Source organism: Anabaena sp. CCY 9910 (assembly GCF_963920875.1).
In the GTDB taxonomy this organism is placed as follows: domain Bacteria; phylum Cyanobacteriota; class Cyanobacteriia; order Cyanobacteriales; family Nostocaceae; genus Trichormus; species Trichormus variabilis.
The window spans coordinates 71,911-86,341 of the sequence record NZ_CAWUDJ010000004.1; the positions used below are offsets into that span (position 1 = coordinate 71,911).

At 42.6% G+C, this 14,431-nt stretch carries 10 protein-coding genes; 4 read left to right on the forward strand and 6 right to left on the reverse strand.

The annotated features are described in order from the left end of the window. Nucleotides 1–409 precede the first annotated feature (409 nt). The 3 genes from ACM5QX_RS05320 to prfC form a co-directional block, all read right to left on the reverse strand. Nucleotides 410–910 (reverse strand): RNA recognition motif domain-containing protein, encoded by a 501-nt coding sequence (locus tag ACM5QX_RS05320; protein ID WP_011320027.1) that lies wholly within the window; start codon nt 908–910, stop codon nt 410–412. 652 nt (nt 911–1,562) lie between these two features. Further along, entirely contained in the window at nt 1,563–3,737 is a 2,175-nt protein-coding gene (locus ACM5QX_RS05325) for a M48 family metalloprotease (protein ID WP_414752695.1), read from the reverse strand. Between the two features lie 258 nt (nt 3,738–3,995). Beyond that, the gene (gene prfC / locus ACM5QX_RS05330) at nt 3,996–5,618 is read right to left on the reverse strand and encodes a peptide chain release factor 3 (protein WP_414752696.1); all 1,623 of its coding nucleotides are present in this window, start codon (nt 5,616–5,618) and stop codon (nt 3,996–3,998) included. 782 nt (nt 5,619–6,400) lie between these two features. Here prfC and hemB point away from each other — a divergent pair. After that, entirely contained in the window at nt 6,401–7,378 is a 978-nt protein-coding gene (hemB, locus tag ACM5QX_RS05335) for a porphobilinogen synthase (RefSeq protein ID WP_414752697.1), read from the forward strand. Between the two features lie 87 nt (nt 7,379–7,465). Here the strand turns inward: hemB and ACM5QX_RS05340 are convergent, their stop codons facing one another. Continuing rightward, a complete protein-coding gene (locus tag ACM5QX_RS05340; protein ID WP_011320023.1) occupies nt 7,466–8,026 on the reverse strand; it encodes a phosphate-starvation-inducible PsiE family protein in 561 nt (186 codons plus the stop codon). A 64-nt stretch (nt 8,027–8,090) separates the two neighbouring features. Continuing rightward, nucleotides 8,091–9,026, reverse strand: coding sequence for a tetratricopeptide repeat protein (locus ACM5QX_RS05345; RefSeq protein ID WP_414752698.1), 936 nt, complete (start codon nt 9,024–9,026; stop codon nt 8,091–8,093). A 266-nt stretch (nt 9,027–9,292) separates the two neighbouring features. On the opposite strand from ACM5QX_RS05345, the gene ACM5QX_RS05350 reads away from it, so the two are divergent. The 3 genes from ACM5QX_RS05350 (at nt 9,293) to ACM5QX_RS05360 (ending at nt 12,749) form a co-directional block, all read left to right on the forward strand. Beyond that, a complete protein-coding gene (locus ACM5QX_RS05350) occupies nt 9,293–11,335 on the forward strand; it encodes an elongation factor G (RefSeq protein WP_414752699.1) in 2,043 nt (680 codons plus the stop codon). 201 nt (nt 11,336–11,536) lie between these two features. Beyond that, nucleotides 11,537–12,178: a Uma2 family endonuclease gene (locus tag ACM5QX_RS05355; protein WP_414752700.1), complete on the forward strand. Its 642-nt coding sequence runs from the start codon at nt 11,537–11,539 to the stop codon at nt 12,176–12,178. 187 nt (nt 12,179–12,365) lie between these two features. Then, complete coding sequence (locus tag ACM5QX_RS05360) at nt 12,366–12,749, forward strand: hypothetical protein (RefSeq protein ID WP_414752701.1); 384 nt, start codon at nt 12,366–12,368, stop codon at nt 12,747–12,749. A 67-nt stretch (nt 12,750–12,816) separates the two neighbouring features. On the opposite strand, the gene ACM5QX_RS05365 is transcribed toward ACM5QX_RS05360, so the two are convergent. Next, entirely contained in the window at nt 12,817–14,295 is a 1,479-nt protein-coding gene (locus ACM5QX_RS05365; protein WP_414752702.1) for a GTP-binding protein, read from the reverse strand. Nucleotides 14,296–14,431 lie beyond the last annotated feature (136 nt).

Genomic DNA, 14,431 nt, shown 5'->3' on the forward strand with positions numbered 1-14,431 from the left:
CCCCGGTAACAGGTGGCTTTTAAGCCTTTTTCCGTGTGACTGAAGCTCAGTTAATTTGGCGGAAACCTGCCTCTTTCCCCTGCCATAATTCCAGTGGAAGAATCGTACCTTGCCCTCACCTTGGCACTTCTGACTCTGGAAGATAGAAGAAGATTTAGTTATTTTCGACAAGTGCAGTGAGCTAAACTGTTGTTTAGGCGATCGCTACCTCTATCAGTATTTACTGGTCAAAAGTAGCAATCACCTGCGGCGGGCGGAACCCTAACACCTAACTTGGAGCATAGCCCAATGCACTTACAAAAATAGTGACACTTAACCATTGAGATAGTTAATTGTTATCTACTAACGATTAAAAATTAAAAATCAAAAAAATTCTGACTTTTAATTTTTAATTTCTCAGTATGCTCACTTAATTTGTGGCTTGAGCTGCTAGTATCTGCTTCAGCTTTTCTAATTCAGAAGCCCAACGGGGATCTGGACGAATAGCATCGGAATCAGTGGTGGTTGTGGTGGTATTTTCCCGATTACCGCCGCCACGTCGAGACTTCTTAGCGCCTTTGTCACGACGGCTACCTTCTTTGTTTGTGTTAGGAGCCGCATGACCACCAGAGGTAGTTGCTGGTTTAGGAGTTGCTTGCTCCTCACCTTCATCACCTTTGGTTCGTGGTAAAGCTTTTTCTAACTTGATAGGCGTTTCTTTGAACATCTGACCATTATACTTTTCGATAATTTGGTCAGCTTGTTCATCGTTGTTTACTGTCAAAAACCCAAAACCACGGCATTTGCCTGTTTTGCGGTCTTTGATGAGTTTAGTCGTCACAGCATCGCCTTCTGCGGCAAAAACCGCTTGCAATTCTTGACGGTCTATTTCTTCTTTTGGCAAATTGCCTATGTATAGGCGCACGGACATGAACTATACCTCCAGAGTTAAATGAACATGGTGAACATGGCAAGGCAACAAATCAATTGCTTGGCTTTGACTTTTATGGGTTATTGACCAAGACTGCCGTAAACCAATTTTTTACTCCAAACTGTCAACTTATACAATACAGTTTTTTGTTGGGATCAAGCTTGTTTAATCATAGAGCGTACCAACGCTCAACTACTACCACCTTAATTCTAAAAGTTTTAAATTTGTTATTTTACTGCCTACTACAGTAATAATTTTTTGTCTGCCCTGGCTCGCAGAGTTAAATACCACTCTTTACATTACCACGGTATTTTCTACGTAGCTAGTTCATCATACACTTTTCTAGCATTTGTATTGAGGCATCCTAGCATAAAGTACTTTTTTTTCTCAAGCATAAATAAAAGAAACAAAAACCAGCCTGTGGCTGGTCGATTTGCTGCTGTGTTGGGAGGATAAAACAGATAGATTGGCGCAAGGAGCCTAATAGATACAACCAAGCTCGCTAGTTGTTTAATTTGGGCTGCTTATTTTCTTAAGAAAATGTAACATTTTTTAAAATAAATAGCAATATTTATTTACATTTTCATTTTCCATTGGCTAATAGAGACGCGGTTAATCGCGTCTGTACAGGTTACTATCTAATCCCCCTTGGCTAACCTACAAGAAAAATATAGGCTCCCCAAGCTTGGGCTGCGACTGCCAAGATAATCGACCAGATAGGGTGGGGACTATTAATAGTTTTGCCACTTTGGGTTTGGATGGATTGGATGTCTATCCAGGGTGTAGCACCTCGACGAAACCAACCTGTAACAATAATTTGCCGACCAACTAAATCCTGGGGATTAATTGGTTGTCCTAGCCAAGAAACATGATGTAATTTCACTAAGCCTGTGCTGGATTGAAGAATTAAGTCTTGGGATAGAAAGTTACTCATGCCTTGGCGACCTAATAACTTGCCGACAAACTGCACGGGAACGCTATCTATGGGTAGGCTGGAGGGGTTTGCTAACAGGTGGGGTAGTTGTTGATCTGTGTGGATGTTGCTTTGCTTAATGTTGGGAAAAAAGGAGTTCATCCTGATGACCGTACCAATGCTGAAGCCGATAAGTAGGCAACCTGTCACGAAAGATAAATCTTCATAAATCCACTTTAAATTTAAAAACTTGAGTGCAAAGGCAGTTTGCCAAACTAGCCAAATCAATCCGGCAAAGACTAAACCTAGAGGAACTCCTAAAAAAGGAGCAGTTTGCCGTAAGAATGATTGATGGGTGACTTGTAATGTCTGTTCACTGAGTGATTGTTGGCTAGTTATATGAACTTCTGGATCTATATGCCAATGCTGGGCTATTTGACAGAGGTTACGGATGCGATCGCCTATTAAAGGATGGGTATTATTAACTGTTAACCAACGACGATAGGGGTTGATACTATCCCACATCAACAAAGATTCAAAGTTCAAATGACCAGCAATACTTCCTAAAGAAATACTTTGTTGATAGCTGACTGGTAGCAGGAGGTTTAAGCTTTCTAATAAACCACTGGTTTGTTCTTCCCTTTTCACATCATTGGCAATGCCAATGCTAATTTTCAGCAAGGCGCGAGTCAAGCCATTGGGATTACCTGTAACTTCTGCCGCTAGGCGATCGCTATGGTAAGGTCTAAGTCGTGAGTAAAGCAACCCCGTACCAGTCAACACACACCACAACCCATAAAGCAAACTTGAAGTAATGGTCAACGGCCAATGAAATGCGCCTTTGGATAATTTGTCTGCCCATACAGCAACTTGCTGATACAATTGATAAATTGGTAGGGTGATCAGCAGTAGCAATGACATAAGGACAAAATCTTGGTGAGTGATCTGTCCTAGTTGTGAGGCATAAATAGCAGCAATTTCATCATCTGCCAGTTGTTCTAGTAACCCCTGACTGACCACGATTCTGGCGTTTCGGGGTAGGTTCCCATAAGTTAATGCTATGGGTGCAGCTATGGGTAAAATTCGTAGTTGGGGTGACGGCCAATGTCGCTGTTGGCAGTAGCGATGTAGAACACGGGAGGTTTCCCGACTGTAATTAGGCAATAGGTCTTTAGATAACTCTTTTTGTCCATAGAAATAAGCGAGTAGCCAATCTAGCAACCAAGGGGATGCAGCGATCGCTATGAACAAAATAGCTAATATCAATCTGCTAGGATCTCGATATAACAGCTGTAATGGTTCTAAGTAAGGCAGTTTCACCAAGGTGATGTTAATGGCTGCCATAACGGACTTGAGGATTTCTTTCAGCACCCAAAACAGGGCGATGAATGTTCCTACTGACAGCAGCCGCAAAGGTATTAAACTGGGCTTTTTTAAAGGTTGCCAGACTTTGGCGCGTTTTGCTTGTCGCCAATAAATCCCAAATTCTTTGGGTTGGGTATAACCTGGAGAGTTTAATAAGCCGTTGTTACCTACATATCTATTTTGCAAGCCTACAGATGGCACAGATGATGAGTAGCGAGGCTTGGTAGTAGCTGCTGGAGATGTATCTGCGGCTGGATGATGAGAATTTTGCGGCTTTTTACGTTTTTTTGTGAGGTGTGTCAGGGCAACATTAGCCCATTCTTTCACCTGAGTGTTTTGGCTTTCGGTCAGGGTTTGACACAGGGCGATCGCTTTCTTGAGTTCGCCACTGCGTGCATAGGCCATGACTAAACCCACTCTAGCTTGTAGGCTAGCCGTTCCATTCCCCTGGGTGGCGATGGGTTCTAGTTGAGCGATCGCTGTTTGATAATTTCCCTGCTTGAGGGCCGCTAAACCAGCCTCCAAAGCCGATTCAGTATGTGAAGGCATAGAAATTCTGGCACTCCCATCTCTGCTAATTGATCTACGGTGATGCAACAGCGCGGTATCAATTCAAAATTCAAAATTCAAAATAAAAAAACCTAAACCTGACAGGGTTTTCTGAGTTTATCTTTGAATAATAAATTTGGTTGAACTGATTTTAAATGCCAGTAATTTCCAGCCTAGCAATTTCTAATTCTTGATTCGCAATTCGTAATTAATACGTCTAGTATTATTAATTTTGAATTTTGAATTTTGAATTTTGAATTATTCTAATGTTTGGCTAGAAAAAACTGGAGCGATCGCGCTGAGTTTTAACTCTGGATGATCTCCCTGTAACTGTTGACAGTTCCACTCGTTGCGGAACAGTAAAACTGGGCGGTTCATACTGTCTTTGACTGTGGTGGTGTTGAAAATACGTCCCACCTTGTTCAAAGCTTCCCAACCGCCTTCGACCCAACGGGCGACGCTGTAGGGTAGTAGTTCCAGAATGGTTTCTACACCATACTCGTTTTGTAAGCGAAACTGCACCACCTCGAATTGCAACTGACCCACAGCTGCCATAATTGGGTCGCGCTTGGCTTCATCAACTGAGTACATAATTTGCACTGCGCCCTCTTCGCGCAATTCGGAGATGCCTTTCTGAAATTGCTTAAATTTCGAGGGGTTTGGGTTGCGAAGAGTCGCAAATAGTTCTGGCGAAAAATACGGAATCCCTTCATATTCCAGCTTTTGCCCCGTGTAAATTGTATCGCCGATCGCAAAAACACCTGGATTATTCAAACCGATCACATCACCTGGATAAGCTACATCAATCGATTCCCGTTCTTGGGCAAAGAGTTTTTGTGGACGCGATAGGCGCACAATTTTGCCAGTCCGGGCATGATTAACTGTCATATCTTTTTCAAACTTACCAGTGCAGACCCGGATAAAAGCAACCCGATCTCGGTGCTTGGGGTCCATATTGGCTTGTAATTTAAAGACAAAACCCGAAAACTCTGGGTATGTGGGAGGTACTTCACCAACGCTGCTGATGTGGACACCTGGTTTTAGGGCATAGTCTAGGAAGTACTTGAGGAATAACTCTACCCCAAAGTTTGTCATGGCACTACCAAAGAAAACTGGTGTCATCTTGCCTTGATGCACCAAATCTAAATCTAATTCCGGGCCGACACCTTCTAAAAGTTCTAGATCGTTTTTCAGTTGGTAGTACAAATCTTGTTCGAGCAGTTCTTCAATTCTGGGGTCGCCTAGCTCTACAGTTGTATCACGGGCTTCCTTACTACCGTGAGCGCTGCGTTCAAACAGGTGGATTTGTTGTTTGTTTCTATCAAAAACACCCTTGAAGCGATCGCCCATACCAATCGGCCAGTTAACAGCGTAGGTTTGTAATCCCAATTCTTGCTCAATCTCGTCTAATAGTTCCAGTGGTTCCCTACCTGGGCGGTCAAGTTTGTTAATAAATGTGAAAATTGGTAAGCCCCGTAATTTACACACTTCAAATAACTTGCGCGTTTGGGGTTCCAAACCTTTAGCCACGTCAATTAACATCACCGCATTATCAGCCGCCGCCAAGGTGCGATAAGTGTCTTCACTAAAATCTTGGTGTCCGGGCGTGTCGAGCAAATTAATCTGGCAATTTTGGTACTCAAACTGTAATACTGTAGATGTAATAGAAATACCCCGTTGTTGTTCCATTGCCATCCAGTCTGAAGTCGCCTTACGTTGGGCGCGGCGGGCTTTGACTGCGCCAGCTTCGTGAATTGCACCCCCGTACAGGAGTAGTTTTTCAGTCAGCGTAGTTTTACCAGCGTCAGGGTGAGAGATAATAGCAAAATTGCGGCGAAGCTCAACAGCTTGGTGGAGTTCCGTCTGTATTTCAGTAGACATAAAATGTATTAACTTCCTCGTTACGTAACTTAACTTAATTTTTTTCTACTTTAGCGAGTCTTTTCATCTTAAAACAACGATGCTCGTCACGTCGCTTTGCTCGGAATTTAAAATTTAAAATTAAAAGCAGAATAGCTGATGGGGCTTACCCCAGCAGATTGTGTTTTGAGACTGGGCGTAGGGGTGTAAGGGTGTAGGGATTTTAAATATTTATTTAGTGCTTCCTAGAGAATTGGTATAAGTCCTCAGAGAACTCAAAAAGCTTTAATGGTGTTTAAAAAAAAGCTAAATCAGCAAATCAGTTGCTCATTAATCCGTAGTTTTATGGAATGATAATTACAGTTTAGCTGTGCTGGATTTTTAGGTGATGTTTGCCCTCAAAGGTAGCTGTCTGCTTCCTTGGTTTCGAGTTGGCATACAATTTTTTTAATAAAAATTATCATAAATGTATCCTAAAAATTGAGAATTTAAAAATAGGCGATCGCCTATTTCATCAAATCTCAATTGTCTGATTATTAACAAATAAAATTTTCAAACTTCTCGATTTTCGAGATGTAATACAGATGCCTACCAAATGGAAAATTTCCCATCCACAACACTGACAACTGACAACTAACACGCAACAGCAAGGTAAAATACAAAATTGCCCCACAACTTGAAGCAGAGTAGGGCAAAGGACAGTTAAGCACTTTTTGTAGTCTGTCCGACAACAACGGAGTTTCGTCAGACTTTTGTGACGCTTTGTTTTGTGTCCATACCATTGTTATTCTTTACAAAAGTTTATGTTTCCAACACATCGCCCTCGTCGTTTACGTACCCATCCCCAATTACGCCGCATGGTACGTGAGACTGTATTGACTACCAATGATTTGATTTACCCGTTGTTTGCTGTCCCAGGTGAAGGAATTGCCAAGGAAGTAAAATCTATGCCTGGTGTCTACCAACTATCGGTAGATAAAATTGTAGAAGAGGCTAAAGAAGTTTACGATTTAGGCATTCCGGCAATTATTTTGTTTGGTATTCCCGCAGATAAAGATACAGATGCAACAGGTGCTTGGCATGATTGCGGTATTGTTCAGAAGGCGGCGACTGCGGTAAAATCCGCCGTACCTGATTTAATTGTGATTGCGGATACTTGTTTATGTGAGTATACCAGTCACGGTCATTGCGGTTATTTGCAAGTGGGTGATTTGACAGGAAGAGTATTGAACGACCCCACTTTAGAACTATTGAAGAAAACCGCAGTTTCCCAAGCCAAAGCTGGTGCGGATATTATCGCGCCTTCCGGAATGATGGATGGCTTTGTGCAGGCAATTCGCGCTGGTTTAGATGAGGCTGGATTTCAAGACACGCCAATTTTGTCCTATGCTGCTAAGTATGCTTCGGCTTATTATGGCCCATTTAGGGATGCAGCAGATTCTACACCCCAATTTGGCGATCGCAGAACCTACCAAATGGACCCCGGTAACTCCCGCGAAGCCATCAAAGAAATTGAACTAGATATTGCAGAAGGCGCTGATATGTTGATGGTGAAGCCGGCTTTGGCTTACATGGACATTATCTGGCGGGTGAAGGAAGCCAGTAATTTACCTGTGGCTGCTTACAATGTGTCTGGTGAGTATTCGATGGTGAAAGCTGCGGCGCTGAATGGTTGGATTGATGAACAGCGTGTGGTGATGGAAACTCTCACTGGGTTTAAGCGTGCTGGTGCTGACTTGATTTTAACCTATCACGCTAAAGATGCGGCGCGTTGGTTGTAGTAGGGTAGGCTGTCTCACGCAGAGGCGCGGAGGCGCAGAGTTTTTATTCGGGTTTTTGTGTCTATGCGTGAGATTTTTGATTTCCAATTACCCCAAAGGTTGATTTTTGTCACAACGGCGCGAATATTGAAATTCAAAATCTGTTTCTTTTTCTTTACGCCCTTGATAAAAAATCGGACACATTTTTGTATTTGCACTAATGCAATCCATGTGTGGTGTTTTGGCACAAACTATCAGTAATGCACCCAGGATAAATAATAAACCACAAATTGCACCTGTCTGAATTGCAGAAATTTCTAGTGCGCCGTGAACAACTACTTCTCGTAGTACTGATACAATTGCCACTTCTACAGCTACACCTACAGCAATGCTATGCTCTTGCAAGTAGACCATTAATAGTCTAAATAATTCGACCAAAATCAAGATAAATAGCATTTTTGCCGTTATGTGTTTATAGTCTAGTGACTGTGTGATGGCAACAAATATGCCCCACAACTGGATTAACATCACGGCAAATAAAGCTAAACACAAGATTATGACTAATAAATCTTGAAAAGCTTCCATATTACGAACAATAGCATGGCGATCTAACCAGCGATCGCAAAATAGAAATCTACTCTTGGTACGCTTTTGTATTTTATTGTTCATGTCAAGAGGGGTTAATTTGCGACGACATTAGTTATTTCACCCCATATTTTATTTTTAGCGTAGGTTAATTATTATTACCTCCGCGTGGTAAGGAATTTAAATTTTGTACTTGTTGTAACAATTGTTCAGAATTTTTTGCCCATTGAGGATTACCTTGGGTATTATATAAATTTCTGGCGTGATTAAATACTTTCGCCGCTTCACTATATTGATTTAATTGGGTGAAAACTAATCCTGCACCGTAATAAGCATTGGGATAATTAGGATTAGCTTCGGCGGAATTTCTAAAGGCTATTAATGCTTCTTGGGAGTTGCCTTGATTGAATAAGATAACGCCCAAATTATAATAAGCTTCAGAATATCGCGGGTTGATTTTTATAGCTTGATTAAAAGCATTCTTAGCCTCATTCAATTTACCTATTTGTAAATAACAAAGCCCTAGATAATAATGAGGCTCAGGTGCATTTTTACTCAATTCTACTGCCTTTTGAAATGAGGCGATCGCTCCTTCCCAATTTTGTTGCTGCTGCCTCACTAACCCCAAGTTGTAATGTGCAAAACCCAGCCTGGGTTCTAATTCCAACGCACGTTGCAAATAGTCGTTTGCTTGTTGTAAATTATTACCTTCTAATAATGAGCCGCCTAAATTAGCGAAGGCTAAAGCAAAATTGGGGTCACTTTGGGTAGCGCGATAAAATGCGTCGGCGGCTGGTTGTAATTGTCCGGTTTGTCGCAGGGCTAAACCCAGATTGTAGTGGGCTGCGGCTAGGTTAGGATCTAACTGAATGGCTGACTGGAAAGCAGCGATCGCATCTTGGATTCTCCCAGCTTGGATTGCCTGTAATCCCTGATTTAATAAGGTTGGGGCTGTAGGAAGACTATATTGTGCTAATAGTTTGGGGATGGCGGGGATAGTTGCGTTGGCTGGTGTCAAGCATTCACCTAGTAATATCAAACTCAGCAACGCTACTATGCGATATTTATAGAATGGTAATCTCATTGATGGGTTAACTCACAACAATTTCCGTTATCTTTACTTCAAATAAACTGACATTCAAAATTACGTTTTAACAAAAATTTTAGATTCTGCATTAAAGTTTGTATCGCTTAACGTTTCTTAAGGTAAATCTTACGACAGGCTACAATTTTTTTCATCATTGATTAAAGGAAGGATAATAACAAATTAAAGAGAGGGTAATTCTCGGATTATTCATCTTTGAAAAAACAGGGCAATGCGGTATTGAGACTTACCGCAAGGGAGGTTTTATGAGCGAAAAAGTCAGATTAGGTTCGCGGAATGTTGCCATTGTCGGCCCTTATTTAAGTGGAAAAACAACTTTACTAGAAAGCTTATTATTTGTCACAGGAGCGATTTCTCGCAAAGGCAGCGTTAAGGATAGTAACACAGTTGGGGATAGTGCGAATGAATCACGCGATCGCCACATGAGCGTAGAAATCAGCACCGCCTGCGCTGAGTATAACGACATTCGTTTTACCTTTATAGACTGTCCGGGTAGCGTTGAATTTACCCAAGAAACATATAACGCTTTAATGGGCGTTGATGCAGCAATTGTTGTCTGCGAACCAATACGTGAAAGAGTCCTCACCCTTGCTCCTCTATTTAAATTCCTAGACGATTGGGAAATTCCCCATCTTGTCTTTGTGAATAAAATGGATCGAGCAAACATTCATGTCCTCGAAACATTACACGCCCTCAAAGCAGTTTCCAGTCGTCCATTAGTAGCGCACCAATACCCCATCATGGCAGGGGAACAACTCACCGGCTTTATCGACATGGTGAGTGAACAAGCCTATCAATACCATCCCGGCGCACCAGCTGACCCCATTCCCTTCCCTGAACATCTCAAACAAGAAGAACATACTGCACGGGCAGAAATGCTCGAAGCCCTAGCAAATTTTGATGACCATTTATTGGAAGAACTTTTAGAAGATATTGAACCGCCCCAAGAAGAAATTCTCAAAGATTTAAAAATGGAATTAGGGGCAGATTTAGTAGTCCCCGTCTTCTTTGGTGTCGCTGAACAAGATTATGGTGTCAGACCTTTATTAGAAGCTTTACTCAGGGAAGCCCCCGAACCAGAAACCACCGCCGCCCATCGCCTCAAAGGAAAAGCTAGTAATACACCCATAGCCCAAGTCTTAAAAACCTATTACACTCCCCAAGGTGGCAAACTCTCCCTCGTGCGGGTATGGCAAGGCAAACTCACCGATGGTATCGTCCTCAACGGCGTGCGCGCTGGCGGAATTTATCGCCTCATGGGACAACAACAGCAGTCGGTGAACGAAGTCGGCGCAGGTGAAATTGTCGCCCTCAGTCGTTTAGAAGGAATTAAAACCGGGGATACCATCTCCACAGAACAGCCGACGCAATTACCCAAAGCCCAACAATTAGAGCCAGTTTACGCCCTCGCCATCACCCCAGAAAAGCGCAACGATGAAGTAAAACTCAGCAGTGCTATCACCAAACTATTAGAAGAAGACCCCTCTTTAGCTTGGGAACAACACGGCGACACCCACGAAGTGATTTTGTGGGGACAAGGCGAGATTCATTTGCAAGTCGCCCTGGATAGACTACGCCGCAAATATAACTTGCCCATGTCTACCCACCTGCCACAAGTACCTTATAAAGAAACCATCCGTAAACCAGTCACCTCAGTACATGGACGCTACAAACATCAAAGCGGTGGTCATGGACAGTTCGGTGATGTGTTCTTGGATATCAAACCCCTACCACGGGGTGAAGGCTTCAACTTCAGGGAAAGCATTGTTGGCGGTGTAGTGCCTAGACAGTATATTCCTGGGGTAGAAATGGGTGTGCGGGAATTCCTGGTACATGGGCCTTTAGGCTTCCCTGTGGTGGATGTAGCAGTGACATTAACCAATGGTTCCTATCACACCGTCGATAGTTCCGAACAAGCCTTCAAGCAAGCTGCCCGTTTAGCTATGCAAACAGGCATACCCCAAGCCCAACCCACCTTATTAGAGCCGATTCTGCGGGTAGAAGTGACCACACCCAGCGAGTTTACCTCTAAGGTGCTGCAATTGTTGAGTGGTAGACGGGGGCAGATTTTAGGCTACGAAGGCAGACAAGATTGGCAAGGTTGGGATAATATTTCTGCTTACCTACCACAAGCCGAGATGCAGAACTTTATTGTAGAGCTGCGATCGCTCACCCTCGGCGTTGGTTATTTCCATTGGGCTTATGACCACCTACAAGAAGTCCCAGAAAAGCTTGCTGAACGCGTACTTGCTAGTAATGGTAATGGCAGTAACGGCAATGGCAAGTAGTATCAGTTAACAAATGTCTCCTCTATTCAGAATCTTGGAGTGGTAATATTTATCACTCCAATTTTTTCACAACTCACCCTTAACAATTCAACATAGCCTACGGCAAGGCTGCGCTAACAAAATTTGCTTATTTTGAATTGATTTATACTTGTTGTTACAAGCTCAAACTCATAACTCACCATTAAATTTAATTAATTAGTAATGGTAACACTTCAATTCAGACAATTAAGTGTGCCACCGGGTCATAGAGTCAGAGTCCACAATGTTAGCTGGCAAGAATTTGAAGCAATTCTTGCGGAACTAGGCGACCATCGGGCAACTCGGTTGGCTTACAGTCAGGAAACTTTGGAGATAAGAATGCCATTACCTAAGCATGAGGTAGCCAAAGTCATCATTGGGGATTTGGTAAAAATTATCTTGGAAGAGTTAGAAATTGATTGTGAATCCTTTGGCTCAACTACCTTTAAACGTGAAGATATGCGTTTTGGTATAGAGCCAGATGATTCCTTTTATATTCAAAATCAAGCTCAGATGATAGGTAAAGAGCGAATCGATTTAACGGTTGATCCTCCACCTGATTTAGTTATCGAAGTTGATGTTACTTCTAAAACCCAACTTGATGCCTATGAAGCATTAAAGGTTCCTGAATTGTGGAGATATGAGACAGGAAAGCTACAAATTAATGTTTTTCAGGATGGTAAATATATCGAGTCTGAAATTAGTCCCAATTTTCCTAACTTGCCAATTTTAGAAGCAATTCCCAAGTTTGTTGAACAAAGTCGCACTTTAGGCAGAAGCCCAGCGCTGAGGGCATTTAGAAAGTGGGTAAGGGAGAATATTTAAATTTATCAGTAGTTAAATTCTTATAGTAAAAAACGACTCAGTGTATTAATTGGATCTGTCATGATGTTTTAGCTAAAAGCGTCATAGTTTTTATCCAAAAGACTGCATAAAAATTTTTCATCAAACCTAAGAGTCATTGGAAGAGCAATTTGGTCTTACTCTCCCATCAATTTCTAGGAGTCGAAAGATGAAAGTATTTTCTAATTTACTTAAAATTACTGCTGTAGTTACTATTTTAACCCCGACTCTACCGATAAATACTGCCTCCGCTCAACAAAGCTACCCATTAACCTGTCGTGGTGGTGGTACATTATCTATACGCAATAATGGCAGCAACGGTGTGCGAATTGGTTTCCAAGCCGGGCCAGGCGCAGCACCCCAAGGCATATCTCCCGGCCAGTGTACTTGGTCAGATCGTGCATTCCGCTCTGGTGAGCCAACAACTATTTGTGATAGTGCTATTAGTGCATCTCAGTATGTCGGTTTGTTAGTCCGCTCAGATCAGTATCCCATTTTCCAAGTTTATAACGATGGTCGCGGCTGTATGCGAGTAACAAGGGTGGGGCCTTGAGTCGATGTCATAATTCAAGTTTGTAGTAAGGACTTTAGTCCTAAAGAAAAGGCTAAAGCCTTACAACTTATTCTCTACGGAGTTTTACCTGCAATTCATCCTTGATGCGATTGAGAATGGAATTTTCATCCAGGGTAGACAAAATCCTGTTAATTACTGCTTTCGGCCCATCCGGCCCCCATGTCGCCCCATTAGCTAAATAGACTTTGGTAACTTGCCCAATACCGTAAGAAGACACACCAGCCACCCCAGCTTGGGTAAGGGCAATAGAGATATAAGGCCCCAAGGCAACACCGGCTGTAGCAGTTGCAGAGATACCAAGTAAAGTTTTTAACCCACTTAAACCCAAGTTTGCCAGTAACTCACTAACACCTATACCCCCCATACTCAAGGCGATTTTTTGCAGCAATTGAACAGCACCCGCTTCCGTCATGGGAATGCCGTAGAGTTTAGATAAGCCTAAAATCAGAGAAACATCAATTACGATACTACTCAGTATATCTACCACAGTCACAGGATTAAGAGCGATCGCCACCGCTTTAGTCATGACGGCTTTCCAAATCAACTGATTAGCGTTCTGCTCCCGAATTATCAATTTACGCTGTACCAATTGCTCATTTACATTATCGGCAAACAGCATCGTATTTAATGCAACTAAAGCCTTACCCTCCCGTTGCAAAATCTCCAAAATCTTCACCTGGAGTTCTGTCACTTGAGCATTACCAGCACGCACCTGCACCCCCCTACTACCATCAGGACGACGCACAGCAGTTTTTACCAGTGGTGATGCAGCCGCCATGACAATTTCTAAGGGTGTCAATAATTCCCGCACCCGTTCATCCCGAATCTTCTGGTAAATTGCCGTCCTATCGGCTTCAGGATACTGGTCTACCTTGTTGAAAACCAAAATTATGGGTTTACCTGCTTCTCGCAATTGAGAAAGGGCTTCATGCTCAATTTTGGTCATGTCGCCAGAAATCACAAATAAAATTAAATCTGCTTGCTTGGCTATTTGTTCCGCCAAAGCAGTGCGGGTTTCTCCATCAATTTCATCTAACCCAGGGGTATCGATTAATTCTACCTGCGATCGCCCAACCGATGGTAAAGTGACACGCAAAGCCCGTTCTGTTTCCCCAATCGCCTCTTCACTAATCCGCCAATTGACCCGTTGAGCCGCACGGGTAACACCATGCAAAGGCCCCGTTTCAAATACAGATTCCCCCACCAAAGCATTTAGCAAGGAAGACTTACCTCGTCCCACCATGCCAAAAGCAGCGATTTGTACCACCATGCTGTCTAACTTCCCCAGCATGGTTTCTAAATCAGCTATTTCTGACTCCAAGCCAGCCTTTTCCTGAGAACTGAGGTCGATATTGTCTACTAAGTTCCGCAGCGCCGATTGTGCTTGTTTATAGTTGAGTTCTGCTTGAATATCTTCAAAGCTAAAAATGGCACTATCAAGTTCTTCCTCCCAGTTGAGAGAACTTGTATCTGTATTGGTTGCGTCGCTTGGTTGAGGATCAGGCAAGGGTAATATCGAGGTCATGTTAGTTCTATATTTTAAATTTTAATTTTTAAACTAGCTTTATTTTCCATCCTAGTAATTTTTCGCAGGATATTCGGCAAATAAGCAAGCTGGAGAACACATGGGAGTACCAACTGACAAATGACTCATGACTAAT

Excerpts from the sequence above, each read along its gene's own strand:
- ACM5QX_RS05320 (WP_011320027.1), bottom strand. The coding sequence starts at position 910 with ATGTCCGTGCGCCTATACATAGGCAATTTGCCAAAAGAAGAAATAGAC.
- ACM5QX_RS05325 (WP_414752695.1), bottom strand. The coding sequence starts at position 3,737 with ATGCCTTCACATACTGAATCGGCTTTGGAGGCTGGTTTAGCGGCCCTC.
- prfC (WP_414752696.1), bottom strand. The coding sequence starts at position 5,618 with ATGTCTACTGAAATACAGACGGAACTCCACCAAGCTGTTGAGCTTCGC.
- hemB (WP_414752697.1), top strand. The coding sequence starts at position 6,401 with ATGTTTCCAACACATCGCCCTCGTCGTTTACGTACCCATCCCCAATTA.
- ACM5QX_RS05340 (WP_011320023.1), bottom strand. The coding sequence starts at position 8,026 with ATGAACAATAAAATACAAAAGCGTACCAAGAGTAGATTTCTATTTTGC.
- ACM5QX_RS05345 (WP_414752698.1), bottom strand. The coding sequence starts at position 9,026 with ATGAGATTACCATTCTATAAATATCGCATAGTAGCGTTGCTGAGTTTG.
- ACM5QX_RS05350 (WP_414752699.1), top strand. The coding sequence starts at position 9,293 with ATGAGCGAAAAAGTCAGATTAGGTTCGCGGAATGTTGCCATTGTCGGC.
- ACM5QX_RS05355 (WP_414752700.1), top strand. The coding sequence starts at position 11,537 with ATGGTAACACTTCAATTCAGACAATTAAGTGTGCCACCGGGTCATAGA.
- ACM5QX_RS05360 (WP_414752701.1), top strand. The coding sequence starts at position 12,366 with ATGAAAGTATTTTCTAATTTACTTAAAATTACTGCTGTAGTTACTATT.
- ACM5QX_RS05365 (WP_414752702.1), bottom strand. The coding sequence starts at position 14,295 with ATGACCTCGATATTACCCTTGCCTGATCCTCAACCAAGCGACGCAACC.